This is a genomic window from Streptomyces sp. NPDC002403, from assembly GCF_053593015.1.
Genome location: NZ_JBSFBQ010000007.1, coordinates 137,174 through 163,599, shown reverse-complemented (window position 1 = coordinate 163,599; position 26,426 = coordinate 137,174). Strand labels below are relative to the sequence as shown.

Annotated in this window: 22 protein-coding genes; 14 read left to right on the top strand and 8 right to left on the bottom strand. The window is 70.8% G+C overall.

The features are described 5' to 3' along the window. The gene (locus ACWCPY_RS11420) at window positions 1–2,313 is read left to right on the top strand and encodes a bifunctional salicylyl-CoA 5-hydroxylase/oxidoreductase (protein WP_451264087.1); all 2,313 of its coding nucleotides are present in this window, start codon (window positions 1–3) and stop codon (window positions 2,311–2,313) included. On the opposite strand, the gene ACWCPY_RS11415 is transcribed toward ACWCPY_RS11420, so the two are convergent. The 3 genes from ACWCPY_RS11415 to ACWCPY_RS11405 are packed head-to-tail and all read right to left on the bottom strand — an operon-like array spanning window position 2,300 to window position 5,199. Further along, window positions 2,300–2,731, bottom strand: coding sequence for a hypothetical protein (locus ACWCPY_RS11415; RefSeq protein WP_451264086.1), 432 nt, complete (start codon window positions 2,729–2,731; stop codon window positions 2,300–2,302). The two genes, ACWCPY_RS11420 and ACWCPY_RS11415, sit on opposite strands and share 14 nt — an antisense overlap. Then, window positions 2,728–3,549, bottom strand: coding sequence for a GNAT family N-acetyltransferase (locus ACWCPY_RS11410; RefSeq protein ID WP_451264085.1), 822 nt, complete (start codon window positions 3,547–3,549; stop codon window positions 2,728–2,730). Before ACWCPY_RS11410 ends, ACWCPY_RS11415 begins: the two co-directional genes overlap by 4 nt. A 48-nt stretch (window positions 3,550–3,597) precedes the next feature. Beyond that, a complete protein-coding gene (locus tag ACWCPY_RS11405) occupies window positions 3,598–5,199 on the bottom strand; it encodes an AMP-binding protein (protein WP_451264084.1) in 1,602 nt (533 codons plus the stop codon). A 194-nt stretch (window positions 5,200–5,393) separates the two neighbouring features. Here ACWCPY_RS11405 and ACWCPY_RS11400 point away from each other — a divergent pair, with 194 nt between their 5' ends. Further along, window positions 5,394–6,521, top strand: coding sequence for an acyl-CoA dehydrogenase family protein (locus ACWCPY_RS11400; protein ID WP_451264083.1), 1,128 nt, complete (start codon window positions 5,394–5,396; stop codon window positions 6,519–6,521). After that, window positions 6,518–6,919, top strand: coding sequence for a RidA family protein (locus ACWCPY_RS11395; RefSeq protein WP_451264082.1), 402 nt, complete (start codon window positions 6,518–6,520; stop codon window positions 6,917–6,919). The genes ACWCPY_RS11400 and ACWCPY_RS11395 overlap by 4 nt, the downstream gene beginning before the upstream one ends. A 66-nt stretch (window positions 6,920–6,985) precedes the next feature. Here ACWCPY_RS11395 and ACWCPY_RS11390 read toward each other — a convergent pair whose 3' ends face one another. Genes ACWCPY_RS11390 through ACWCPY_RS11370 form a run of 5 tightly spaced genes read right to left on the bottom strand, consistent with a single transcriptional unit; the run spans window position 6,986 to window position 12,467 of the window. Continuing rightward, window positions 6,986–8,119 (bottom strand): FAD-dependent monooxygenase, encoded by a 1,134-nt coding sequence (locus ACWCPY_RS11390; protein ID WP_451264081.1) that lies wholly within the window; start codon window positions 8,117–8,119, stop codon window positions 6,986–6,988. A gap of 51 nt (window positions 8,120–8,170) precedes the next feature. Further along, window positions 8,171–8,740 carry a GTP-binding protein gene (locus tag ACWCPY_RS11385; RefSeq protein ID WP_451264080.1) on the bottom strand — a complete coding sequence of 190 codons (570 nt, stop codon included), beginning with the start codon at window positions 8,738–8,740 and terminating at the stop codon, window positions 8,171–8,173. A 6-nt stretch (window positions 8,741–8,746) separates the two neighbouring features. Further along, on the bottom strand, window positions 8,747–9,151 hold the full coding sequence (locus ACWCPY_RS11380) for a DUF742 domain-containing protein (RefSeq protein ID WP_401529497.1): 405 nt from the start codon (window positions 9,149–9,151) through the stop codon (window positions 8,747–8,749). Continuing rightward, on the bottom strand, window positions 9,148–9,582 hold the full coding sequence (locus ACWCPY_RS11375) for a roadblock/LC7 domain-containing protein (protein ID WP_403770510.1): 435 nt from the start codon (window positions 9,580–9,582) through the stop codon (window positions 9,148–9,150). The genes ACWCPY_RS11380 and ACWCPY_RS11375 overlap by 4 nt, the downstream gene beginning before the upstream one ends. Next, complete coding sequence (locus tag ACWCPY_RS11370; RefSeq protein ID WP_451264079.1) at window positions 9,579–12,467, bottom strand: nitrate- and nitrite sensing domain-containing protein; 2,889 nt, start codon at window positions 12,465–12,467, stop codon at window positions 9,579–9,581. The genes ACWCPY_RS11375 and ACWCPY_RS11370 overlap by 4 nt, the downstream gene beginning before the upstream one ends. A 245-nt stretch (window positions 12,468–12,712) precedes the next feature. Here ACWCPY_RS11370 and ACWCPY_RS11365 point away from each other — a divergent pair, with 245 nt between their 5' ends. From ACWCPY_RS11365 to ACWCPY_RS11315, 11 genes are all read left to right on the top strand, one after another. Further along, a complete protein-coding gene (locus tag ACWCPY_RS11365) occupies window positions 12,713–15,640 on the top strand; it encodes a Na+/H+ antiporter subunit A (protein WP_451264078.1) in 2,928 nt (975 codons plus the stop codon). Continuing rightward, window positions 15,637–16,239, top strand: coding sequence for a Na(+)/H(+) antiporter subunit C (locus ACWCPY_RS11360; protein ID WP_451264077.1), 603 nt, complete (start codon window positions 15,637–15,639; stop codon window positions 16,237–16,239). The genes ACWCPY_RS11365 and ACWCPY_RS11360 overlap by 4 nt, the downstream gene beginning before the upstream one ends. Further along, window positions 16,236–17,891, top strand: a complete 1,656-nt coding sequence (locus ACWCPY_RS11355; protein WP_451264076.1) for a Na+/H+ antiporter subunit D — start codon at window positions 16,236–16,238, stop codon at window positions 17,889–17,891. Before ACWCPY_RS11360 ends, ACWCPY_RS11355 begins: the two co-directional genes overlap by 4 nt. Further along, the gene (locus ACWCPY_RS11350; RefSeq protein WP_451264075.1) at window positions 17,888–18,514 is read left to right on the top strand and encodes a Na+/H+ antiporter subunit E; all 627 of its coding nucleotides are present in this window, start codon (window positions 17,888–17,890) and stop codon (window positions 18,512–18,514) included. Before ACWCPY_RS11355 ends, ACWCPY_RS11350 begins: the two co-directional genes overlap by 4 nt. Beyond that, a complete protein-coding gene (locus tag ACWCPY_RS11345; RefSeq protein WP_451264074.1) occupies window positions 18,511–18,849 on the top strand; it encodes a monovalent cation/H+ antiporter complex subunit F in 339 nt (112 codons plus the stop codon). Before ACWCPY_RS11350 ends, ACWCPY_RS11345 begins: the two co-directional genes overlap by 4 nt. Next, entirely contained in the window at window positions 18,846–19,199 is a 354-nt protein-coding gene (gene mnhG, locus ACWCPY_RS11340; RefSeq protein ID WP_451264073.1) for a monovalent cation/H(+) antiporter subunit G, read from the top strand. The genes ACWCPY_RS11345 and mnhG overlap by 4 nt, the downstream gene beginning before the upstream one ends. A gap of 103 nt (window positions 19,200–19,302) precedes the next feature. Further along, complete coding sequence (locus ACWCPY_RS11335; RefSeq protein ID WP_451264072.1) at window positions 19,303–20,148, top strand: hypothetical protein; 846 nt, start codon at window positions 19,303–19,305, stop codon at window positions 20,146–20,148. A gap of 447 nt (window positions 20,149–20,595) precedes the next feature. Continuing rightward, a complete protein-coding gene (locus ACWCPY_RS11330) occupies window positions 20,596–21,039 on the top strand; it encodes a DUF2399 domain-containing protein (protein ID WP_451264071.1) in 444 nt (147 codons plus the stop codon). 101 nt (window positions 21,040–21,140) lie between these two features. Beyond that, window positions 21,141–22,307: a hypothetical protein gene (locus ACWCPY_RS11325; RefSeq protein WP_451264070.1), complete on the top strand. Its 1,167-nt coding sequence runs from the start codon at window positions 21,141–21,143 to the stop codon at window positions 22,305–22,307. A gap of 603 nt (window positions 22,308–22,910) precedes the next feature. After that, window positions 22,911–23,129, top strand: a complete 219-nt coding sequence (locus ACWCPY_RS11320; protein WP_451264069.1) for a hypothetical protein — start codon at window positions 22,911–22,913, stop codon at window positions 23,127–23,129. Window positions 23,130–24,277: 1,148 nt separating this feature from the next. Further along, entirely contained in the window at window positions 24,278–26,407 is a 2,130-nt protein-coding gene (locus ACWCPY_RS11315) for a DNA/RNA helicase domain-containing protein (RefSeq protein WP_451264186.1), read from the top strand. Window positions 26,408–26,426 lie beyond the last annotated feature (19 nt).

The window sequence follows — 26,426 nt, the reverse complement described above, 5'->3', positions numbered from 1 at the left end:
ATGGCGCCCGAAGCGGCTGCGGCCGGTACGACCCGGACCGGCGTGAAGCGCATCGCGGTCATCGGCGGCGGGCCCGGCGGACTCTATGCCGCGGCCCTGCTCAAGCGGCTCGACCCGGACCGTGAGATCACCGTCTGGGAGCGCAACGCTCCCGAGGACACCTTCGGCTTCGGCGTCGTGCTCTCCGACGAGACCCTCGGCGGCATCGAACACGCCGACCCCGTCGTGTACCGGGCCCTCAGGGACGCATTCGTACGGTGGGACGACATCGACATCGTCCACCGGGGCGTCACCCAGACATCCGGCGGCCACGGCTTCGCCGCGCTGGGCCGACGCAGGCTGCTGCGGATCCTGCGGGAACGCTGCCAGTCCCTCGGCGTCCACCTCCGTTTCCGTACCGGGGCACCGCCGGCCGCCGAGCTGGCCGCCACCCATGACCTGGTGATCGCCGCCGACGGTGTGCACAGCCTCACCCGCGCCGCCCACGCCGACACCTTCGGCCCCCGCCTCACCACCCACCGCTGCCGCTACATCTGGCTCGCCGCCGACTTCGCCCTCGACGCCTTCCGCTTCGAGACCGCCGAGACCGCGTACGGGGTGATGCAGCTCCACGGCTACCCCTACGCGGCCGACGCCTCCACCGTCATCGTCGAGATGCGCGAGGAGGTCTGGCGGGCCGCCGGCTTCGACAGCTGCGCGGTCGAGCACTCGACGCTGCGGTGCGCCAAGATCTTCACCGAGGCGCTCGGCGGCCGGGCGCTGCGCTCCAACAACTCCTCCTGGCTCACCTTCCGCACCGTCGTCAACGCCCACTGGTCGCACGGCAACACGGTCCTCATCGGCGACGCCGCCCACACCGCGCACTTCTCCATCGGCTCCGGCACCAAACTCGCCGTCGAGGACGCCCTCGCCCTCGCCGCCTGCATCGAGGAACAGCCCGACCTGCCGCGCGCACTGGGCGCGTACGAGGCCGAGCGCCGACCGGTCGTCGAATCGACCCAGCGGGCCGCCGCGGCCAGCCTGCGCTGGTTCGAGGAGCTGGGCACCTACGTCGACCAGCCGCCCCGCCAGTTCGCCTTCAACCTCCTCACCCGCAGCCGCCGCGTCACCCACGACAATCTGCGGCTGCGCGACGCCTCCTTCACCGCCGCCGTCGAGGAGGAGTTCGGCTGCGTACCGGGCGTCCCGCCGATGTTCACCCCGCTGCGGCTGCGCGGCCTGGAACTCCGCAACCGCGTCGTCGTCTCACCCATGGACATGTACTCCGCCGTCGACGGCGTCCCCGGCGACTTCCACCTCGTCCACCTCGGCGCACGCGCGCTCGGCGGCGCCGGACTCGTCATGACGGAGATGGTGTGCGTCAGCGCCGAGGGCCGCATCACCCCCGGCTGTACCGGCCTCTACACCCCCGAGCAGGCCGCCGCCTGGACCCGGATCACCGACTTCGTCCATGCGGGCGCACCCGGCACGGCCATCGGTGTGCAGCTCGGCCACTCCGGGCGCAAGGGCTCCACCAGGCTGATGTGGGAGGGCATCGACCAGCCGCTCGACCACGGCAACTGGCCGCTCGCCGCGGCCTCCCCGATCCCCTACGCGGACGGTGTCAACCAGGTCCCGCACGCCCTGGACCGGGCCGGACTCGACACCGTGCGCGAACAGTTCGTCTCGGCGGCCCGGCGCGCCGACCGCTGCGGCTTCGACCTGCTCGAACTCCACTGCGCCCACGGCTATCTGCTCTCCGGCTTCCTCTCGCCGCTCACCAACCACCGCACCGACGACTACGGCGGATCACTGAGCAACCGGCTCCGCTTCCCCCTCGAAGTCTTCGACGCCGTCCGGGCCGTCTGGCCCGACGACCGGCCCATGACCGTCCGGATCTCCGCCACTGACTGGGCCGAGGGCGGCACCACGGCCGAGGACGCCGTCGAGATCGCCCGTGCCTTCGTCGCCCACGGGGCCGACGCCATCGACGTCTCCACCGGCCAGGTCGTGCCCGACGAGCGCCCCGAGTACGGCCGTTCGTACCAGACCCCGTACGCGGACCGGATCCGCAACACCCTGTGCGTGCCCGTCATCGCCGTCGGCGCGATCTCCTCCTGGGACGACGTCAACTCCCTGCTGCTCGCGGGCCGGGCCGACCTCTGCGCGCTGGCCCGCCCCCATCTCCACGACCCGCACTGGACCCTGCACGCGGCGGCCGAGCAGGGCTACGAGGGACCGGGCGCGCCCTGGCCGCTCCCGTACCGTGCGGGCAGCCGCACCCCGCCGACCGGCCGCACGGACGCGCCGAAGCCGCGACTCACCCTGGGCTGACGGACGGACACTCGTGACACCGGCACCCGTTTGGGTGCGGGGCCCCGTGGTGGGCGTGCCGCTCCTCGCGGGCGACCCGCTCCAGCAGCGCGGCCAGCTCCCCGGCCTCCTCGCGGGTGCCTGAGCCCCGGCCCGCGCACCGCTTCAGCACCGCCGGTGCGTACACCAACTGCGCCCGGAAGGTGTGCAGATGACGGGTCCCCGTGTCGATGGTGATCCAGCGGCCGGTGTGCCGCCCGTGTCCCACCGTGGTGAGCTGCTGGTGACCCATCCCCGGGTAGGTGTCGACGACGTACACCTTCGCCCCGCCCCGGTACGCCTTCGTACCGGGACGCAGCTGCTGGCTCAGGTCCCCGTACCGCCGCCACAGCACCACGTTCGCGGCGACCAGCCAGACGGGTTCAGGCAGCCCGCTCATCGCTCCGCCGCGCTGACCACCAGCCGGTCCGAGACCGGCCGGTAGCCGATGCGCCGGTACACGCCGTTGCTGGTGGGGTTCGCGAGGTCGGTGAAGAGCAGTACCTCCTGCGCGCCGGCCTCCCGCGCCACCCGGCTGACCTCCGCCGTCACCGCGGCCGCGTAGCCCCGGCCGCGATGCTCCGGCGGGGTGTAGACCGTCACGACCCGCACCATGCCCGCGAGTCGCGGGGAGACGCCCGCCATCGACACCGGGACACCGCCGTCCTCCCAGAGCGTCAGCGCGCCGGACGCGGTACGGCCGTCGACCATCCGCTCGACCCGGGCGCCGGACTGGCCGACCTCGTCGGCGAAGGCGTGATGCCAGCGCAGCAGCAGCCCCCGGTCGGCGGCGACGGCGGTCCTGGGCCGTCCGGAGGGGGCGGGGGAGGGCGGGACCAGCGTCGTCAGCCGGTAGAGCCGCTGCTCCTCGTCGACCCGGTGGCCGGGCCAGGCCGCGGCGAGCGCCTCGGCGGTGGCCCGGTCCGCGTTGATCCGGGTCAGGGGCAGCGCCTCGGCCAGCGGACCGACCGCCTCCGGGGCGACGGCCCCCAGCAGCGGCGGATGCGGCGGGGTCCGCACCAGCGTCCCCGCGACCTCGCCGTCCGCCCCGCGCCACCAGCCCAGCAGCGGGGCGGCGTCCCCGTAGGCGTGCGGCCCGTCGCGCCGGAGCGTCGCGGTGACGGTCAGCACCAGGGTGTTCTCGGCGGGTCGGGCGGCCAGCGAGGTGCCGGCCGCGTCGAGGAAGACATCGACGTCATCGGTGAAGGTCCAGGGCATGGTTCATCCTGCCGGGTGCGCGGGGAGCACGGCACCCCCCTTTTCGTTTCAGCCGTCCCGCAGCCGGAAGCGCTGGAGCTTGCCGGTGGCGGTGCGGGGGAGAGCGGGCAGGAACTCGACGACGCGCGGGCACTTGTGCGGGGCCAGCTCGTTCTTCATGAACGCGCGCAGCTCCTCGGCCGTCGTCGCCGTGCCCTCGCGCAGCACCACGTACGCCACCACGATCTGGCCGCGCAGCTCGTCCGCCCGGCCCACCACGGCCGCCTCGGCCACCGAGGGGTGGCGCAGCAGGGCATCCTCCACCTCGGGGCCCGCGATGTTGTAGCCGGAGGAGATGATCATGTCGTCGGCGCGGGCCACGTAACGGAAGTAGCCGTCCGCGTCGCGCACATAGGTGTCACCGGTGAGGTTCCAGCCGTGCGCCACATAGTCCCGCTGGCGTTCGTCGGCGAGATAGCGGCAGCCGACCGGGCCGCGTACGGCGAGCAGTCCGGGCTCGCCGTCCTGGACCGGCCGGCCCTCACGGTCCAGCACCCGGGCCTGCCAGCCGGGCACGGGGACTCCAGTGGTGCCGGGGCGGATCGCGTCGTCGGAGGCCGAGATGAAGATGTGCAGCAGCTCGGTGGCGCCGATGCCGTTGATGATGCGTAGCCCCGTCCGCTCGTGCCAGGACCGCCAGGTGCCCACCGGAAGGTTCTCCCCGGCCGAGACGCAGCGGCGCAGCGCGCTCAGGTCGTGCCCGTCGATGCGGTCGAGCATCACGCGGTAGGCGGTCGGCGCGGTGAACAGCACCGAGACCCGGTGGGCGGCGAGCGCGGGCAGTAACTGGGCCGGACCGGACTGTTCGAGCAGCAGGGAACTGGCACCGGCCCGCAGCGGGAAGACCACCAGACCCCCGAGCCCGAAGGTGAAGCCGAGCGGCGGACTGCCCGCGAACACGTCCTCGGGCGTGGGCCGCAGCACATGCGCCGAGAAGGTGTCGGCGATGGCGAGCACATCCCGGTGGAAGTGCATGCAGCCCTTGGGCCGTCCGGTGGTGCCCGAGGTGAACGCGATCAGCGCGACGTCGTCCGCCGCCGTGTCCACGGCGCGGTACGGCCCGGTCCTGGCATCCGCCAGCCGCAGCAGGTCGTCCGGGGCGTCACCCCCGTACACCGTGACCCGCAGCCCGGGCACCTCGGCCTTCACCAGATCGTCGGCCGCCCGGACGTCGCACAGCGCGTGACTCACCCGGGCGATGGAGCAGATGGTCGACAGTTCGGCGGACCGCTGCCGGTCCAGCACCGTGACGGCGATCGCACCGGCCTTCAGCACCGCGAGCCAGCAGGCGGCCAGCCAGGGGGTGGTGGGGCCGCGCAGCAGGACGCGGTTGCCGGGGACGACCCCCAGCTCGGAGGTGAGGACATGGGCGATCCGGTCCACCCGCTCCCGCAGCTCCCCGTAGCTCCAGATCCCGCCGTCCGGGGTACGGAAGGCGGGGCGGTCGGGGCCCAGGCGGTCGGCCGTGCGGTCCAGCAGCTCCGCCGCGCAGTTGAGGCGGTCCGGATAGTGCAGTTCGGGCAGGTCGAAGAGCAGTTCCGGCCACTCGTCCCGGGGTGGCAGGTGCTCCCTGGCGAAGGTGTCGAGGTGCGCTGAGGTCTTCGGGTCCATGACGGATCGCCCCCTTGTCGCCTCTGGAGCGTATCGTTTGGGTGACGGTAGTCAACGGTCCGCGATAGGGCGAGTGGACTGGAATTCGAACAGGCGGGAAGACGAGCACGGGAACGGACAGGACGACAGGCCGGAGCGCCGATGCGAAGAACGGGCACGAGAAACCGAGAAGACGCGACAAGAGAGGTGCCGGTATGACGGCATTCTCGCTCGACCCGGCGCAAACCGCCTGGTGTGAAGAGCTGAGGACCCTTGCCGAGCAGAGTCTGCGCCCCCTCGCGGAGAAGGGTGACCCCGGACATGTCAACCGTCCCCTGATCGCCGCACTCGGCGAATCGGGCCTCCTCGACCGGATGCTGGACTCCGGCGCCCTGGGCCTCTGCCTGCTCCGCGAGTCCCTGGCCCGCGGCTGCACCGAGGCCGAGACCGCTCTGGCCCTCCAGGGCCTCGGCACCCACCCGCTGCTCCGCTCGGGCACGCCGGCCCAGCGCGAGCGTTGGCTCCCCGAGGTGCGGGCGGGCCGCGCCGTCGCCGCCTTCGCGCTCAGCGAGCCGGGCGCGGGCTCCGACGCGGCGGCCCTCGCCCTGAACGCCGGACACACCTCCGGCGGCTGGCGGCTGACCGGTGAGAAGTGCTGGATCTCCAACGCGCCGGAGGCCGACTTCTACACGGTCTTCGCCCGCACGACCCAGGATGCGGGCTCCCGCGGCGTCACCGCGTTCCTGGTCCCCGCGGACCGCCCCGGACTGACCGGTACCGCTCTGGACATGCTCTCGCCGCACCCCATCGGGGCGCTGGACTTCGACGGTGTCCCGGTCGGACCGGACGACGTCCTCGGCGAACCGGACCGGGGATTCCGGGTCGCCATGGACACCCTCAACCTGTTCCGCCCCAGCGTCGGAGCGTTCGCCGTCGGCATGGCCCGCGCGGCGCTCGACGCCACGGTGGAGCACACCGCCCACCGCACCGCGTTCGGCGGCCCGCTGAAGGACCTTCAGGCCGTCTCCCACCAGGTCGCCGAGATGGCGACCCGGACCGAGGCCGCCCGGCTCCTGGTGTACGCGGCCGCGGCCGCGTACGACGCGGGGGAGTCCGGCGTGCCGCGCCGGGCCGCCATGGCGAAGCTGTACGCCACCGAGACCGCGCAGTACGTCGTCGACACCGCCGTCCAACTGCACGGCGCCCGCGCCCTGCGCCGCGGCCACCTCCTGGAACACCTCTACCGGGAGGTCCGCGCGCCACGGATCTACGAGGGCGCCAGCGAGGTCCAGCGCACCATCATCGCCAAGGAGCTGTACGCGAGCCGGGAGGCGTCCGCATGAGTCCGGTCCACCGGATCAACCCCGTCGAGCTGTCCCCGCCCACGGGCTTCTCGCACGCCGTCACCGTGACCGGCGGCCACCTGGTCTTCCTGGCCGGGCAGACCTCCCTCGACCAGGACGGCAAGGTCGTCGGTGACGATCTGCCCGAGCAGTTCGCGACGGCGCTCACCAACCTGCTCACCGCACTGGGCGCGGCGGGCGGCGCCCCGACGGACCTCGCCCGGGTCACCGTGTACGCCACCGATGTGGCCGACTACCGCGAACGGGCCGAGGAAATCGGCCGGATCTGGCGGCGGCTGGCCGGCCGCGACTACCCGGCGATGGCGGTCATCGGTGTGGCCAGACTCTGGGACGAACAGGCCCTGGTCGAGATCGACGGGGTGGCCGTCCTGCCGTGAACGCGCCGTGCGGGCCCGGTGGTCCGGGCCCGCACGGTCATGGGCGTATCAGCCCGTCGGTGCCGGTCAGTACGGCTTCACCAGCACGTGCGCCGCACCCGGAATGCCGACCTTCAGCAGCTCGTCCTCCTCGGGCGTCGTCTCGTTGCCCGTCTCCTGCTTGAGCACCGCACGCGACATGGCCTGCACCCACATGGCCCGGGGGCGGCGGCGTGCCTCCCACACGTCGAGGGCCGCGGCCACCTCGGTCCCGGCGTCCAGCGACTCGGCGAGCACCAGCGCGTCCTCGACGGCCATCGCCGCGCCCTGCGCGATGTGCGGGGTGGAGGCGTGCGCGGCGTCACCGGCCAGCACGACCCGGCCGACGTGCCACGGCTCCTCGACCGTCACCTGGGAGATCCGCGAGTACACCACCGAGGCCGGGTCGGTCACGGTGGCGAGCGCCTCGGCGACCGGCCCGGAGAACATCGACAGCCGCTCCGTGAGCTGCTCGTGGGCCCGCTCCGGGTCCGGCCGGAAGTCCTCGGCCTCCGCGAACACCGCGCCCAGGTACATCAGTTCCTCGGTGATGGGGGTGAGCAGCGCCTTGGCGTCCTTGCCCGCGGTGCCCATCACCACGCCCCGCACCCGGGGCTGGCGCGGAACCGTGACCCGCCAGTTGGCGAAGCCGGTGTACTCGGGGGTGTAGCGGTCCCCGTAGAGCCGGGTGCGCAGCGGCGAACCGATGCCGTCGAAGCCGGCCACCAGGTCCCAGCGGCCCGAGGAACCGTCGGACAGGGTGACGTCCACGCCCTGGCCGTCGTCGGTCAGTTCGGTGATGGTGGTGCCGAAGCGGATCTTCGCGCCCGCGCCGACGGCGGCGGAGTTCAGCACCCGGGCCAGGGCGGGGCGCGGGATGCCGTTGTTGGAGGGGGCGTCGCCCATCCGGGGCTGGGGTATCTCGGCGAGCGTGTTGCCGGCCGGATCGGCGATGGTCAGGACCTCCCACTCGAAGCCCGCCTCCAGGCAGTCGTCGAGAACCCCGATCTCACGCATCACGTGCAGTGCGTTGGACGGCTGGATGATGCCGACGCCGAGCGCGTCCACCTCGTCACGGAGCTCGGCGACCTCGACGGTGTGGCCGCGCCGGGCCAGTGCGGTGGCGAGGGTGAGTCCGCCGATGCCGCCGCCGTGAATCAGGACGCGCAGGGGTGTTGCCATCTCAGGTGTCTCCAGAGCGAGAAAGGTGCGGGGAGTTGCAGGGGCGGACGGTCAGCCGGCCGCGACGGGCAGGCTCATCAGGTGGTCCACCAGGGCCAGCAGCACGTCCCGGCCGAACGGCCGCTCGCGGACGTCGCCGATCAGCAGCGGTACGTGCGGGTCGAGGTCGAGAGCGGCCCTGATCTCCTCCGGTGTACGGGTGTTGTGGCCGTGGAAGCAGTTGATCGCGACCACGAACGGGATGTCCCGGCTCTCGTAGAAGTCGATCGAGGCGAAGCTCGTCTCCAGCCTGCGGGTGTCGGCGATCACCACTCCGCCGAGCGCCCCGTTGACCAGGTCGTTCCACATGAACCAGAAGCGTTCCTGGCCGGGGGTGCCGAAGAGGTAGACCACGAGTTCGGGACTGACCGTGATCCGGCCGAAGTCCAGCGCCACGGTCGTCGTGTCCTTCTGGCCGATGCCGGCCAGGTCGTCGACGCCGATGCTGGCCTTGGTCAGGTACTCCTCGGTGCGCAGCGGCGCGACTTCGCTGACCGCGCCCACCAGGGTGGTCTTGCCGACGCCGAAGCCTCCGGCGATCAGTATCTTGACGGCGGCGGGGGCCGCCTGACTGCTTGTCATTTTGGTTCAGAGTCTCCGGAGTCCGTCACGAACGGCGGCCAGCATGCCCATGTCGGCCCCGCCCGCCACCCGCGCCACCGAGAGCGGGGCGCGGGCCAGCAGCAGGCCCTGGGCGACGAGGTCGGCCAGCAGGATCTTGGTCACCGATACCGGGAGGCCGAGGTCGGAGGCGACCTCGGCGACCGCGGCCGGGCGGTGGCAGCGCTCCAGGATCATCCGGTGTTCCGGCTGGAGCCTCCCGGGCCGGACCGGCGCACCGTGCTCGTCCCGGGGGTCCTGCGCGGTCGTGAGCACGGTGATGAGGCTGAAGTCGTCCCGCTCGGGAGCGGTCCGGCCCCGGGTGATCGTGTACGGGCGCACCATCGTGCCCGCCCCGTCCTCCTCGGCCTCGTCCTCCCAGTACGGGGTCACGCGCGCTGCCCGTCCCCGGTACCGAAGGCGTCGAACTCACGGGCCGGGGTGCTGAGCTTCTGGCCGACCTGCTGCACGAGGTTGTGCATGGCGAGCGACATGATCTCGGCGTCCACCTCCTGGGAGGCGATGACGGCCAGATGGGTGCCCTGGGCGGCGGCGATGATGAAGAGCCAGAGCTCGTTCAGCTCGACGATCACCTGGTGGACGCCGCCGCCGTCGAAGAGCTGGCCGACGCCGCGGGCCAGGCTCTGCTGGCCGGTGCAGATGGCGGCGAGCCGTTCGGCGTCGGAGCGGTCGATGGTGCGCGAGTGGCTCACCACGAGTCCGTCGTCGGACAGCAGGACGGCGTTCCGGGTCTCGGCCACCGAGTCCACCAGGCCGTCGAGCAGCCAGTCGAGATCCTGGTGGGTGGCGGTTGTGCGTGTCATGGCCGTTCTTCTCTCGTGGGCTGGGGGATGGCGGGCGGTGCGGGCTGCCGCGGCGCCTCGTCGGTCGCGCGGGCGGCACGGGACCGGCGCTGGAACGCGCCGATCGCGGCTCCGGTGCGGCGTGGCTCCGGTCGTGGCAGCGGGTTCTCCGGCCGGCTCGGCGGCTGCGGTGCGACGGGCCGGGCGGCCGGGTCGATGCGCAGTTCGTCGGCCAGGCTGGCCTGCCGGACCCGGCGCGGCAACGGGGGTTCCGCACCGGGGGAGGGGAGGGCGGGCGGCTCGGACCCGTGCCCGGTGTTCCGGGCGCGGACGGCTTCCGGCTCCGGCGGCGCGGGGTGGTCCGGCTCGGACACCGGCAGCGGTGCGGGCCGGACGCCTTCCGGACCGGACTGCCGGTGCGCCGGGACCGGCGGGGACGTACGGTCCGCCCCGGCACCGGAGGAGTACGGGGAGGCGTACGGCTGCTGCGGGTTCCCGTACGGCTCCTCGGGCGCCGGGTACGGGGGCTGGTCCACCGGATACTGACCGGCGGCCGTCATGTAGGGCTGTTCGGTCGGGCCGTAGGGGTCCTCGTGCGTCGCGAACGGCGCGGCGTAGGGGGCCGTCGGCGCTCCGAACGCCTCACCGGGTGCCGGGTTCGCGGGCTCAGGTGTGGCGTACGGCGGTTCCTGGCCCGTGAACGGGGTTCCGGCCGGCGGGTAGGGCTGTTCCTGCTCCGGTGCCGGGTACGGCTGCTCGGCGGTGGCGTACGGGACGCCCGCCGTGTTCAGCGCGGTGACTCCGGCCAGCGCCTGACCCTGTACGCGGGTGGGCAGCGCGTCGCCCGGCGCGGGGGCAGCGGGGGCAGCGGGTGCGGTGGGTGCGGCGGCGGGGGCCGGTACACCGGCCGGGCCGGTCCGCGGTTCGGGGACGGTCAGCTCGTCGGGGACGAGCAGGACCACGCGGGTACCGCCGTACGCCGAGGAGCGGAACTCCACCCGCAGGCCGTGCTGGTCCGCCAGCCGGGCGATCACGTACAGACCGAGACGGATGTCGTCGGAGTGGGCGAGCACGTCCATCCTGGGTGGCCGGACCATGAGTTCGTTGGCCGCCGCCAGCTGGTCCTCCTCCATCCCGAGGCCACGGTCCTCGACCTCGATGGCCAGACCCCGGCTCACCTTGGCGGCCCTGACCTCGACCGGGCTCGGCGGCCGGGAGAAGGTGAGCGCGTTCTCGATGAGCTCGGCGAGCACGTGGGAGACCGGGCCGACGGCCCGCTCGGACAGCCAGGGGCTGCCGTCGAGGTCCAGCACCACCCGCCGGTAGTCCTGCACCTCGCCCTGGGCGGACCGCATCACGTCCAGCAGCGGAACCGGCTTGCGCCAGCGCCGGTGCGGGGAACCGCCCGCGAGGATCACCAGGTTCTCCTCGTACCGCCGCAGTCGGGCGGTGAGGTGGTCGAGGTCGAAGAGCCCGTCGAGCACCTCGGGGTCCTCGTGCTTGCGCTCCAGCTCGTCCAGCCGCTTCAGCTGCTGGCCGATCAACTGCTGGGTACGGCGGGCGATGCGCTGGAGCAGCCGCTCGAAGCCGCGGTGCTGGTCGGCCTGTTTGACGGCCGCCGCCAGCGCACTGGTGCGCGCCAGGTTGAGCGCGTCGCCGAGCTGCGTCAGTTCGTCGCTCCTGCCGCCCTTGCTGTCGTGCTCGATGGCCCGCGCCTCGGCCTCGACATCGATCCGCTCGCCCTGGGCGAGCCGCTCGACGACGTCCGGCAGGGCCTTCTCCAGTTCCTCGGCCCGCTCCTGGAGGCTGCCGATCCGGCGGCGGAGGTTGCGGGTGAGGCGCCAGGTGGTCCAGATGACCGCGATCACGGCCACCAGACCGACGACCGTGGTCAGCACCATCTTGAACAGCAGCGACATGACGCTGCCCTTGCCCTCCTCGACCACGTCGGCGGTGCGGTGTTCGAGCAGCTTCTCGATCTGCGGGGTGAGCTCGTCCATCGCGCCGCGCCAGGTCTTCTCCCGGGCTTCGAGAGCGACGAACCCCTTCGCGTCGGCATCGGCCGGACGCAACACCTCGTCCTCGACCTGCGTCTTGGTCTTCCAGGCCGCGCTGCGGGTGATCTCCTCCCACATGGCCTTCTCGTCCGGGGGAAGCTGGGGAACGACCTTGGTGGAGTACTGGAGTTCCTGGCCGGAAACCGCCTCCCGGACCAGCTTCAGGTCCTCGGTGCTCAGCTTCCCCCTGGACCAGCCGCGCGCCAGCAGTGCGTCCGAACGGGAGATCATCTCCTTGGTCCAGAACAGGTCGACCAGAGGCTGCGAGAGCGTGGTGATCCGGCCGTTGTCGACATGGCTGAGCGCCGCGAAGAGCTGGAGGTCGACCGCGATCAGATCCGTGTAGTAGCCGTACACGGCCTTCTGCTGGTCGCTGCCGCCGTCGTCGACGAGGGCGCGCTGGGCGGGCAGCTGGTTGATGGCTTCGCGGGCCTTGCCCACCGCGTCACGGACCTCGGCGGGGGCGTCGTCGGTCGCCACGTCGGAGAGTGCCCGGAAGCTCTCGACGGCCTTGTCGGTCAGCTTGCGCTGCCGCTGGAGTTCCCCGGTGGCGCCCTTGTGCCGGGCGAGTGCCTCGGCGCTCAGCCGGCGCTCCTGCTGCAGGTTGTAGTACACGATGTTGGACGGCTGACCGGCCTTCTGCGCCAACTGCCCCTGGGCTGCCTGACGTTGGAAGTCCAGCAGGGTCTGGCCACTGGTGACGGCCCAGAGGGCGGCCAGTGCGACGCCGGGAACGATGGCCAGAACGAGCAGGGCTGTCCGCAGCGACATGGTGGTCGACTCGGTCCGCCGTGAGGCGCGCGTGCGCAGGGCGTGCTCCTTGATGATGCCAGCCTCAGGACTGGTCAAATCCGTTGAGAACTTCGACAGATAGATATTAGTCACAGTGAAAAAATGAAAAGAAAGTGGGCTCACAAGTGCATCACCGGTCACGCACAGCTCCGTCACAGCCATCCCGAAGCGCCGGATGCGGCGCGCCGTAAGGGTGAAGCGCGGTCGGGGATATATCTGTATTTAGTGCTCTTTGCTCGTGATGCATCGCCCAGGCCCCGGACCTCCGTCCCGGGCGGGCGCGGGGTCCCCGCCGGGGCCGTATGACCGCGCTCATCGTCTGCCACTTCGTCCTGGCCGCCTGCGCGCGCCCGCTGGTACGGAGGCTGGGCACACGCGCCTTCGTCGTCCTCGCGCTGCCACCGGCCGCCGCCACCGTGTGGGCGGCCACGCAGTGGAACACCGTGGCGTCCGGCGGTGCGGTCAGCTGGTCATGGCGGTGGATGCCGGCGTACGACGTCACCGTCGTCCTGCGGTTCGACGCGCTCGCCGAGCTGATGGTGCTGCTCGCGGCCGGGATCGGCACCCTCGTCCTGCTCTACTGCGCCTCGTACTTCACCGACGGGACCCCGCAACTGGCCGGATTCGCCGGGAACCTGCTGGCGTTCGCGGGCGCCATGCTCGCCCTCGTCCTCGCCGACGACCTGATCTCGCTCTATGTGTTCTGGGAGCTGACCACGGTCTTCTCGTACCTGCTGATCGGGTACGACAGCGAGCAGAAGCACAGCCGGCGCTCCGCGCTCCAGGCACTCACCGTGACCACCCTCGGCGGCCTCGCGATGCTCGTCGGCTTCCTGATGATCGGTCAGGCGGCCGGTACGTACCGCATCTCCGCGATCCTCGCCGACCCGCCACGGGCCACCCTCGCCATCTCCGTCGCGGTGGTGCTGATCCTGTGCGGGGCCCTGTCGAAGTCGGCGGTCTGGCCGTTCAGTCTCTGGCTGCCCAACGCCATGGCCGCGCCCACCCCCGTCAGCGCCTATCTGCACGCCGCCGCGATGGTGAAGGCCGGCGTCTACCTGGTCGCGCGGCTCGCGCCCGGCTTCGCGGACGTGCCCGTCTGGCGGCCCGTCGTGATCGTCCTGGGCGCCGCGACCATGCTGCTCGGCGGCTGGCGGGCGCTGCGCCTGAACGACCTCAAGCTCGTCCTCGCCTACGGGACCGTCAGCCAGCTCGGCTTCCTCACCCTGCTCGCCGGGGCCGGCAGCCGGGACACCGCGCTGGCCGCCGCCGTCATGATCCTGGGCCACGCGCTGTTCAAGGCCCCGCTGTTCCTCGTCACCGGCATCGTCGACCACGCGGCGGGCACCCGCGATCTGCGCAGGCTCTCCGGCGTCGGCCGGGCCCTGCCGCACGTCTGCGCGGTGGCGGTGCTCGCGGCCGCGTCCATGGCGGCCCTGCCCCCGCTGCTCGGCTTCGCCGCCAAGGAGGCCGCTTTCGAGGCGCTGTTGCACGGATCGGCCGCCGACCGCTGGGCGCTGGGCGTCACGGTCGCGGGCTCGGCGCTGACCGTCGCGTACACCGCGCGGTTCGTCTGGGGCGCCTTCGCCCGCAAGCCCGGGGTCGAGGACACCCCGGTGCACCGGGTCGGCCGGTCGTTCCTCGCACCGCCCGCCCTGCTCGCGCTCTGCGGGCTGGTGCTGGGGCCGGGCGTCGGATGGACCGACCGGCTGTTCGGCGCGTACGCGGACGCGTTCCCTCCGTCCGCCCATCCGTACCACCTCGCGCTCTGGCACGGCTTCGGGACGGCCCTGCTGCTCTCGGCCGTCGCCCTCGCGGGCGGTGCGGTGCTCTTCCTGGGGCGCACCACCGTGACCCGGCTCTCCCGGCGGATCGCCTGGCCGACCGCCGACAGCGTCTTCGGACATCTGCTGCTCGGCATGGAACGGCTCTCCCTCCAGCTCACCGGCTTCGTCCAGCGCGGCTCGCTCTCCGTCTACCTCGCCACCACCTTGCTCGTGATGCTGGCCGGCCAGGTCACCGTCCTCGCCGTGGACCGGCCCTGGCGCACGGCCGCGGCCCCGAGGATCTGGGACGTCCCCCTGCAGGGCGCCGTCGCCGTGCTGACCTGCGCGGCCGCCCTCCTGTGCCTCACCGTGCGACGCCGGATGAAGGCCGTGGTCCTGGCCGGGCTCACCGGATACGGCGCGGCGCTGCTCTTCGTCGTCCACGGCGGCCCGGACCTGGCACTCACCCAGTTCTGCGTCGAGACCGTATCGATGATCGTGTTCGTGCTGGTGCTGCGACGGATGCCGGTGCACTTCCAGGAGTCGGTCAGCACCTGGCGGCGGGCCGTGCGCATCCCGGTGGCACTGGCCGCGGCGGCGACGCTCGGCGTGGTGGTGTGGGTCGCCGCGGCTGCCCGTTCGGCGGCCCCGGCGGGCGCGGCCATGGTGGAGGAGGTCTCCCACCACGGGCTGAAGGACGTCGTGGCCACCATCCTCGTCGACCTGCGGTCCTGGGACACGATGGGGGAGTCCGCCGTGCTGGCCGCGGCGGCGGTCGGTGTGACGAGCCTGCTCTATCTGCACCGCCGGACCGAGGGACCTTCGCCGCGCGAAGAGGTACGGGGACGTACCGCCTGGTCGCTGACGACCCCCGGGTTGACGGGACTTCCGCAGGGCGACGAAGGGGCGCCCGAGCGCGACTGGCTCGCGGCCGGCTCCACGCTGGCGCCCGAACACCGCTCCGTCGTCTTCGAGGTCGTGGCCCGGCTGCTGTTCCACCCGGTCCTGGTGCTCTCGCTCTATCTGCTGTTCTGCGCCGAGAACATGCCGGGCGGCGGCTTCGTCGCCGGACTCGTCGCCGGACTCGCCCTGATCACCCGCTACCTGGCGGGCGGCCGGTTCGAACTGGCCGAGGCGGCCCCGCTCCAGCCCGGACTCTTCACCGGCCTCGGGCTGTTCGTCTCCACCGGTGTCGCTCTGCTCGGTCTCGCCGACGGAACGGTCCTGCACGCCTGGACCCACCACGGCCGGCTGCCGCTGATCGGCGATTACCACATCGGTACGCCCGTCCTCTTCGACTTCGGGGTCTATCTGCTGGTCCTGGGCGTGGTCCTGGACATCGTGCGCGCACTCGGCGCCAAGATCGACCGTCAGATCGAGCGCGAGGCGGCCGAGAAGGCGGCCGCCGCGAACACCGCCGCACCACCGCGTCCGGCACCCGGAACGGAAGGCACCCCCGGATGACCGTCAGCGCCTCCCTCCTGGCCACCGCCGCGGTGCTCTGCGCGGTCGGCGGCATCCTCATGCTCACCCGGCCGCTCACCCGCATCCTGCTCGGCGCCGTGATCGCCGGCAACGGCATCAACCTGCTCGTCCTCGCCGCCGGCGGACGGGCCGGTGCGGAACCACTCCTCTACGGCGTCCCGCTGGGCCGGGTCACCGACCCGCTGCCGCAGGCGATCGCGCTCACCGCGATCGTCATCACCCTCGCCACCACGGCGTTCCTCCTCGCCATGGCCTACCGCGGCCACCAGCTGACCGGCACGGACGAGGTCCACGACGACGACGAGGACCGGCGCATCGCACTGCGCGCCGAGGTGCTGGGGGAGCGGGACGAACTGCGCGAGCGCTACCGGGCCGCCTCCGACATCACGGACGAGCAACGCACCCGCTACCGCGAGGAGCGCCGCCGCCTGCGGGCCCGGCTGCGCGCCGACCGCGCCCTCCAGGCCCGCGGCCGCTACGCCACCGGGGACCTCTGGCACGACGTACTGGGCGCCGACCCCGAGGACTACGCGGCACCGCAGCCCCACCCCGACGCCGACCCGGGAGCCACCGGATGAACGCACTCGTCCCCCTGCCGGTGCTGCTGCCGCTCTGCGCCACCGGCCTGAGCCTCGCCTTCGGCACCCGCCTCAAACAGGTCCAGCGCCTCATCAGCGTCGCCGTGCTCACCGCCGTACTCGGGCTCTCCGTCACCCTGATGATCGTCGCCGACATCCGCGGCCCGCTCACCGTCCACCTCGGCGACTTCGCCCCGCCGCTCGGCATCACCCTGGTCGCCGACCGGCTGTCCGGACTGATGCTGACCGTCTCCTCGGCCGTCACGCTCTGCGTGCTGGTCTACTCCCTCGGCCAGGGCATGGCCGACCGCGAGGAGGAGACACCCGTGGCGGTCTTCCACCCCGCCTATCTGATCCTGGTCGCCGGGGTCTCCTGCACCTTCCTCGCGGGCGACCTCGTCAACCTCTACGTCGGCTTCGAGATCATGCTGGTCGCCAGCTTCGTGCTGCTCACCCTCGGCGGCACCGGACCCCGCATCCGCGCGGGCTCCACCTACGTGATCATCTCGCTGTTCTCGTCGATGCTCTTCCTCACCGCCATCGCCATGACGTACGCGGCGACCGGCACCGCGAACTTCGCCCAGCTCGCCGTCCGCCTCGCCGAACTCCCGCTCGGCGTCCAGACCCTGATCCAGGCGATGCTGCTCACCGTCTTCGCCATCAAGGCCGCCGTCTTCCCGCTCGCCGCCTGGCTCCCCGACTCCTACCCGACCGCTCCCGCCCCGGTCACCGCCGTCTTCGCCGGCCTGCTCACCAAGGTCGGCGTCTACAGCATGCTGCGTACGGAGACACTGCTCTTCCCCGGCAACCGGCTCGGCGATCTGCTGATGGCCGCCGCACTCGCCTCGATGGTCGTCGGCATCCTCGGAGCCGTCGCCCAGACCGACCTGAAACGGCTCCTCTCCTTCACCCTCATCAGCCACATCGGCTACATGGTCTTCGGCATCGGACTCGCCACCCGGGACGCGTACGGCGGCGCGATCGTCTACGTCGCCCACCACATCACCGTCCAGACCACGCTCTTCCTGGTGGCGGGGCTGATCGAACGCCGGGGCGGCACCACCGAACTCACCCGGATCGGCGGCCTCGCCAAGGCCGCCCCGCTGCTCGCCGTCCTCTTCTTCGTGCCCGCCATGAACCTGGCCGGCATCCCGCCGCTCTCCGGCTTCATCGGCAAGCTCGGGCTGATGCGGGCCGGGGTCGCCGACGGCAGCGTCTGGGCCTGGATCCTCGTCACCGGTTCGGCGGTGACCAGCCTCCTCACCCTGTACGTGATCGCCAAGGTCTGGAACCTGGCGTTCTGGCGGGCCGCACCCCCCGGCCAGGCCGCCGACGGCACCGTCCTGGAGTCCGACTCCGACGAGGGCGACGAGGACGGGGACGAGGGCCCCGACCACATCCCCGGCACCGGCGACGAACCGGTCCGCCCCCGCCACCAGCCCGCCGGACGGGCCGTCGCGGCCACCCTGCACGGTCACGCCGTCACCACCACCAGGAAACTCCCCCTGCCGATGACCGGAGCCACCGCCGCGGCCGTCGCGCTCGGCCTCGCCTTCACCGTGTTCGCGGGACCCCTGACCTCCTACACCGACCGCGCGGCCGCCGAACTCATCGCGCGGACCCCCTATGTGACGGCGGTGCTCGGCCGGTGAAGCGCCTGCTCAGACTGTCCTTCCGGAACAAGGACCTGCCACCCTTCAGCTGCGAGTTCGTCGGGCGCCGACGGCGCGTGCTCGACCTCCCGCTGATCGCCTGGCTCACCCTCATCTGGGTACTGCTCTGGTCCAGCCCGAACCTGGCCAACCTGCTCACCGGCGCGGTCGTCGCGGTGGTCGTCTGCCTGGCCTTCCCGCTGCCCCGGGTCGACCTCGGGCTCCGCCTGCACCCCTGGGGCATCCTGATGCTCGCCGGATATCTGCTCTACGACATGTACACCTCGGGCGTACGCGTCACCCGGCAGATCTTCGTCGAACACCCGCACCGGGCCGCCGTCATCGCGGTGCCACTGCGCTGCCGCTCCGACCTGATGCTCGCGGCCACCGCCGTAGCCGTGTCCAATGTGCCCGGCGGATCGGTCGTCGAGGTGCGCCGCGCCACGGCCACCGTCTTCCTGCACGTCCTCGACGCGGACCGGCCCGCCGTCCTCGACGCGGCACGCCGCTCCGTCTGGCGCCTGGAACGGCTGGCCGTACGGGCCTTCGGCACCCCCGACGAGATCGCCCGCGTCGCCGCACCACCGCCATCGACCGCAACCGACCGGGAGGGCGACGTATGAGCGCACCGGAGACCGTCGACCGGGTACTGCTCACCGCGGCCGTCGTGGTGATCGTCGTCGCCGGTGCGGGGCTCCTCGCCCGCATCTGGCGGGGCCCCTCCATGCTGGACCGGGCCATCTCGCTCGATGTGTGCGCGGCCCTCATCATCGCGGGCCTCGGCGCCAAGTCCGCCTTCGCACGCGACTCGTTCTACTTCCCGGTCATGCTGGTGCTGGCCTTCCTCGGGTTCACCGGGTCGGTCGGCATCGCCCGCTTCATCGCCGTACGCGACCGGCCGCCCCGGCGCGGCACGAACGGGGACGGCCCCGACAACTCCGAGGGGAGATCGCGGTGAACGTCTGGCTCCAGGTCCTCGACACGGGGGGTGCGGTCCTGGTCCTCACCGGCGCGGCCATCTGCCTGCTCGGCGTGATCGGGATGCTGCGGTTGCCCGATGTGCTCTCCCGCAGCCACGCCGCGACCAAACCGCAGACCCTCGGCATGCTCCTGGTCCTCGCCGGGGTCGCGCTGCGGCTGCGCAGCGGCATGGACCTCGCCACCCTGGCGCTCATCGGCTTCTTCCAGCTGATGACCGGTCCCGTGGCCGCCCATCTGGTGGCCCGGACCGCCTACCGCACCGGCCAGATCGACCACGAAGAGCTGCTCTTCGACGAACTGGACCAGCAGCTGACGGAAGAGAGCTGACGGAGGAGAACCGAGGAGAACTGACGGAGGAGAACCGACCGGGGCGCGAACGTCCCGCACGGGCTCCCACACGCGAGCGGCCCCCGCGACTAGCCTCCGCATCATGCTGCGCATCGCCGACACCCGCACCGGCCACCTCGTGGAAGTCCCCGCCGCCCCACGCCGCCTGCTGCGCAGCTGCGTCCACCTGCCGGAGATCGGCACGGGCCCGGACACCGGCACCGGGCTCGGCCCCGTGCACCTGCGCGTCCCCCTGATCGGCGACGTACTGGCACGCACCGCCGAGCTGAACGGCCTCCAGGTCGTCACGGTCCTCACCACCCCGGAGCTGACGCACGAACAGGCCCGCGCCCTGGACCGGGTGATGGCGGTGCTCGGCATCCATCCCCCCGCGGTCGTCGGAGCCCACCGTCCGGACGCCGCACTGGGCGGCCCCGCCGACCTCCACGTGGCCGCCGCCGGCACCACCCCGGACGACGCCGGGTCCGGCGCCCTGATCGAGGTGGGCCAAGTAGCCACGACTCCACCGACGGAGCACGCCCCCGCCGTCCCCGGCCTCGCTGCCCTCCCCGATCTTCCGGACGCGACGATGCCGGAGGCCGCCGATCCACTGGCGGTACGCCTGCTGCTGCTCGGCCGCCCCTACGCGACTCCGGTCACGGTCACCGGTCCCGCGCTCGCCGAGGCCCGGCGGACACTGCGCGACTGGCGGCGATCGGTCGCCGACTGGGCGCAGCGGCCGTCCAGGCCGATCCCCGTCGACCTGCTGCGGCAGTCGCACACGGCCCTCACCGAGAACCTCGACGTCGCCGCCGTCCTGACGCTGCTGGCCGAGGTGGCGGAACGGCCCGATGTACAGCCGGGCGCCAAGTTCGAGACCTTCGCCCATCTCGACCGCGTCCTCGGCCTGGACCTCGCCCGCGACGTCGGCCACCAGCGCCGCCCGTGACGACCGGCGGCTCCCGAGCAGGCATACTGCCTGAATCCGGAAGGCCGTCGGCCGCACTCGTACTGCCGGACGTCGCCGACGCGTACGGGATGTCGCATGGGCTAGATGTCCCGGGAAAGACCTGTGAATGCCGAGACCAGCCCTCGTGGACCGTGCCGTCGCCACCTCCCACCTCGTTCCCGCAGATCCGGCCGTCTTGCTTCCCGCCTTCGCGGCTCGGCAGTGCCCATACCCCTGGGCGGCGGCATTTCCTTGGCCGCCCTCACTCTTCGGGCTTCCGAGCACTGATGGGCTTCCCCGATGGGTCGGGCGCGGAGTGGCGCAAGGAGGCGTGGGCATCGGTGGGCCTACTCCGTGGCGGGCCGCCCTCAACGGTTCTCCCTGAATCTGCGGTGCACATCGGCCCTCGAATGGATGACAGGATCGGGCGAGCCGTCCGTATTGACCTTGCGCCAGCTGATCCGACGACCGCCCGTCCCGACCGCCCCGTCCGTCCGGATCTGCGAGAACCCGGCGGTGCTCGCTGCGGCTGTCGACTCACACGGCCCGCACTTCGCGCCGCTGGTCTGTCTCCAGGGTCAGCCCTCCGCCGCCCCTCTCACCCTCCTGCGCCGCCCGCTTGGGGGCGGGGCAACACTGCCCTACCACGGGGACTTCGACCGGGGTGGGCTGCGTATCGCCTCGGCACTTCTGCGCCGCGTCCCCCCGCGGCCCTGGCAGTACACGGCCACCGACTATCGCGCGGCAGCGGTACTCGCGGGCCCTCATGGCTCGCCGCACCGGCCGACCGACGCGCCCTGGGATGCCTGGCTCTCCGGGGCTCTCTTGGAACTGGGTATCCGTGTCGAGGAGGGGACGGTCCTCGATACGCGGCTGACCGACCCAGCGTGACGGCAGAGGAGGTGTGCGGCCCGGAGCCGGAATGCTTGATTGTCAGTGACGTCTGGTAGGCCTGCCGTGATGGTGATCGAACGGTTCGCACCGTTCTGGGGATGAGGATGGGTATCGGGATGGCGCCGAACGAACAGCCGGTGTTTCTGCTGGGCGAGGGACTGAGCGCACTGGAGGCTGCCGCCTTCGAGACCGAGGCCGAGTTCCAGATGCTGCTCGCACGCCATCCTCGGATCCTGGACTTCGGTTCGCTGGCCGATGGCCGGCCTTTGCGGCTCGTTCTCGTGGCACGCGAGATGAGAGTTCCGACCAGCAACGAAAGCGGCTCCACGTACTGGCTGGACCACTTGTTCGTGGACGCGGACGGGGTGCCGACCCTGGTGGAGGTCAAGCGGGCGTCCGACACCCGCATACGTCGGGAAGTCGTGGGCCAGATGCTCGACTACGCGGCCAACGGGGCACGCTATTGGCCTGCCGCGCTGCTCCAGCGGACTTTCGAGGAGACCTGCGCGAGGGACGGGCGGCCTCCTGAGGATGCCTACCGAGACCTGCTGGGAGGCCAGTCACCCGAGGAGTTCTGGAAGACGGTCGAGGAGCGGCTTGCGGCCGGACGGATGCGGCTGCTCTTCGTGGCGGACCGAATTCCCGTGGAACTGAGGGCCATTGTGGAGTTCCTGAACTGCCAGATGCGGCAGACCGATGTCTATGCGGTCGAACTGGCCCAGTACCGGGGCAGTGGTGATTATCGTGTGCTCGTCCCGAGGGTCCACGGCGAGGTGGCCACGGCGAACAAGACGCAGTCGAGATCCGGACAGACAAGTCGCAGATGGACGCGGGCCGATATGGACGCGACATTGGAGAGCCGTAGCCCGGAGGAACGGCGAGTCGCCCTGGCGCTGCTTGATCACGCGGAGGCGGCAGGGCGCCCCGTGGGGAACAGTGCGGCGTACCCAAGTTTCTCCGTCCACTGTCCGGCCTTGGGGAAGGAGGTCCCCGTCTGGACGCTGTCGCTGCGTGAGAATCCGGACAACGACGACCTCGCCTTCAACTTCGGGTCTATCACCCACCACCTGGGGCAGGACGCGACGGCTGCCTTCGCGGACGCTTTGCCCCCTGTGGACGGACTTCGGAACAGGATCGCTGCACAACGGGCAAGGGGCTTCAACGGCTGGCTGTCGGTCTCGCTGGCAGCGCTGTCTGCCCAGCCAGAGGCGTTGGGCCAGGTGCTTGCGGCGATCGAGCAGCTTATGAGTGAGGGTAGCGCCTGACTCGTTTGATCTGTGCGTGGCATGCGGCAGCAGATGTTCGCCGTCAGGCCCTCCCGGCGTGTACGGGGTTAAGGATCACCATGTGGTTCCAGGACATGCGCGATAGGGTCTATGAGGTGGTTTGCCCCTCTGTCGGGGCGTGGGTGTGGTGGAGTCCGAAAGCGGTAGCGTCGGGAGGAGGGTCAGCACCCGAGCCCGGTCCGCCGGGGCCCGTCCAGCAGTGATCCCGTGATCGCCCCGCGGCCTATGCCTGGGAGCAGGATGCGTTGGCCCACGCACGGAGACGGATGCCGGCGGCCGAGCCCTACCGGGCCAGGGCTGCCTTCTCCTTCACTGAGCACTCGGGCCTGGTCAATGATGCGATCTCCCCGTCGCGGTCCCTCTGGCCTGCTCCTGACCGAGATCAAGAGCGACCCAGGAGAGCTGCATAACACCGGCTCCACCTGGAACGGCGGATCACGACCGAGTTCGCCTGCCAGAAGCCGCGGCAGCTTCTCCGGACCATCGGCATTCGGTAGTCCAGCGGGCATCTGCGGTTCGGAGGCGCCTGAAATGTGCGCGCATCCGCCCGATGCCGGAGCGACCTGGGAGGATCGCCTCGCCATGCGCGACGACGGCCTGGTACAGGAGGAGGGCTGGGCCCGTATCTATCTGGTCAGCCAGGGGGCGACCGAGGCGGCTCGCAAGTCCACGGAACGTGCCGCTCGTCGCGAATACCAGGTGCTGCAGGGCATCAACCACTGCGGCATCATCGGCGCCGTCGAGTTCCGGGAACAGGAGGGCGGCCGGGCCGTCCTCTCGACCAGCACATCTTCAAGGTGACGCAAGGCAAGGAGAAGGCGGAGCGGCTGCCTGCCGAGGCCGGCGCCCCCAGCTCACCAACCACGAGCTGGAGCGTTTCGACGAAGACCTCTTCCAGGCACTCGACCAAATCGCCGGCAATGGAGTGCGCCACCGCGGCACCAAGCCCGATAGTTTAGGCATCCAGCGCCGCAAGGGCCGCCCCCGGCAGCTGAAGCTCTTCGACTTCTCACTGACCGACGCATCGGACCGGGATGTGAAGGCGGGCACCTGCGGCTACACACATCGACTGGAAGCGAAAGCGCTGTTTCGTGAAACCCATGGGCGGGGGCGGAAGGCAAAGCGGATCAGCACCGGATCGGGCCCTGGCGCTTTGTCCGAAGCGTCGCCGATGGTAGGCGAAGTGCTGCTGGGCGCAGGCTCGTCCCTCCGGCGCACACAGCGGGCCGTCCGGTCGCTGAGTGAAGCGCGTGGACACTTCCCGGAACGAGTGCAACCAGGAGGCACGCTCATCATTCGTGAAGCGGGCGGCGGCATGCACTGGTGGACACGGGGGCACCGGGTCAACGCCGCCCTTGACAATGTGGCGGTGCCGGGCCAGCGCGTCAACGATCACTGGATCCGGCTGCGCGAGCAGGTGACGCCGGCGTCCTGGAAGAGTTGCACCGCGGGTGCGGCGGACCGGCTCTGTCTTCCCACGGTCGATGAGCGGGCCGTACGATTGAAGTTCGCAGAGGCCCTTCCGCCGAGGCTGGAAGAAGCGACGCTTTCCGCGCGGCTGGCCTGCTTGGGCCTGCGGTCGCCGTGCTGGCCGGACCTGTGCGGTTCGTCTCGGCCGCCGGCCAATGAGGGTACCCATGAGTACGAACCGTCAGGTCTACGTACTCACACTCAGTGCCTCCTCAGCACAGGATGCAATCCTAATCAGCTTGGTAGCCGTACCGCACGCGGTGGCATGAAGGCTCCTTCGGCGTGTTCCTTGTCCACGTAGCACTGCGTGATCCAGCCATGCTCGCCGCAGTTCCGGCCGACAGCCGTGGTGACGTCTTAGGTGGGCCGGACCTTGTCTAGGATCACGACAACCGAATTGCGGCCCGACGGGCTTCCTGAACAGGACACGCCCCCACCCGCACGAGTTACTCGTGCCTTGGGGGAACCACCTCGTGTCCATGCTCCTGCTGAAGTTGTCGGCGCAGGATCTGCTCACCCTCGACTCGCGTGATCGGATGGTGCCGCACCTTGCTGCCCGGTGGCGGTATTTCCGGGGAGCGGATGCCTCTGAGTCAGAGCGTGCCGCGTGGGCGGAGAGCCTGGTTAACCTTGCGAGCGACCTGGTCGCGGCGGAACGCGGCAACGTAGAAATGATCGTCGAGTGTGCCGCTACGCTCGATGAGGCGGTCTGCCCCGGTGACCCCCGCCTCATCGATGTCGTTCTGGTGGGGCGTCATCCCGTGCGGCACGTGCCCTCCGTGCAGTTGGTCGAGTTGAAGCGTTGGTCGACGGTGAGCCGGGTGGAACGGGCGACCGCGGATCTGTTGCACGTGCCGGGTATCAAAGAGAAGAAGAAGCACCCGGCACTGCAATTGGGAGTCTATTACGAGGCCTTTACGAGTGATCGGGGCCCCTTTCAAGGTGCCGACTTCGAATGCGGCGGTTTTGCCTATCTGCACAACGCCACCGACGACTCCATACGGACTCTGATCGACGTGGACGCGCCGACAGGCTCGTATGCCCGCATATACACGAGTGACCGGCGCGAGCAGTTGCTATCCGATCTCAGGAGGACCTTTGCCGAGGAAGGCGCGGCCTCCATGGCCGAGAGGATGCTGCAGAGCATGGGCCTGCGTAACACCCCGCTGCTCGACGCCATGATCTGGTCTCGCGGAGCCGACACCGTCTTCACTCTGCGTGGGCGGCAGAAGGAGGTGGCCGACCAAGTGCTGGAGACAGCTTCGAAGGTCCTGCCAGACCCGCAGCGTCCCGCCTTGGTACAGGACGAGGGGCGTGTGATTTTCCTCGTGACCGGTGGCGCGGGAACGGGGAAGAGCGCGATCGGTCTGCAGATCAAGGCAGAACTGGAAGCCCAAGGCCGTACGGTCAATTACGCCAGTGGCAGCCGAGCCTTCAACGGGGCTCTTCAAGAGCATGTCGGTTACGGAGACCGGGAGTTCAGGCAGACGTTCACCTACTTCAGTAACTTCGTCTCCCCACCCGACCCGCTCTTGGACGTCCTGATCTGCGACGAGGCGCATCGTCTCCGGGACCGGTCGACCAATCGATTCTGGAAACCCGAGGACTGGGGTACGGGGCCGCAGGTGGACGAACTCCTCGCGGCGTCCCGGTTGACGGTGTTTTTCCTGGACGAGGGCCAGTCGGTGCGACCGAACGAGGTCGGCACCGTCGGTCTGATCGAGGACGCGGCCGAACGGCACGGCGCTCAAATCCTTCGGTACAAGCTGCGGGAGCAGTTCCGATGCGGCGGCAGTGGTTCCTACGTTCGCTGGGTACGGGCGTTGCTCGATGTGGCGAACGAGGAGCCGGGCGAGTGGCGGCCGGACGGACTGATGCACATCGAAGTGGCGGACAGCCCGGAGGAACTCGAGCAAATCATTCGTACGGAAGCACGTGCCGGCGCTTCCGCGCGCATGGTCGCCGGTTACTGCTGGCCGTGGACGAAGCCGCTCGGCAAGGAGCGACGACTGGAGGCCGACGTTCGCATCGGTGAGTGGCACCGGTCGTGGAACGCGGACAGCGAAAGCTTCTGCGAGGGCGAGGCGCCACCGTCGAGAATCTGGTCCGTGCATGAGAACGGCCTTGGCCAGATCGGCTGTGTCTACACTGCACAGGGCCTCGAATGGGACTGGTGCGGTGTGATCATGGGTGAGGACATGGTGCGCCGCGGTGACCGGTGGGTGTTTCGACGGGGTAAGGAACTCAAGACGGCGGAGCCGGGCATCAAGCGCGTTGCCGAGCCGGGTTCATTCGATCCGAAGGTTAAGGCCAGCAGCGTCGACGACAAGGAATTCGCACGCCTCGTCCGACATGCCTACCACGTGTTGATGACCCGGGCCAGTCGCGCCACGGTGCTCTATTCCACTGACAAGGAGACTCGGGACTATCTCAAGAAGCTCGTCGGCAAGGTCGAGATCCACGGATTGCGTCCCACCTGGGAGAACCTGCCGGTGGAGGCACGCAAGCAGCATCTGCCCCGGCCCGGCCGGGGTCGGGGTCGGGAGAGGGGCAGAAGCAAGCGTCAGAAGGGCGCGGGGTCGCAGGCCCCAGACCTGCGGCTGTTCTGAGAAGTGCTGTCGCGCGAGT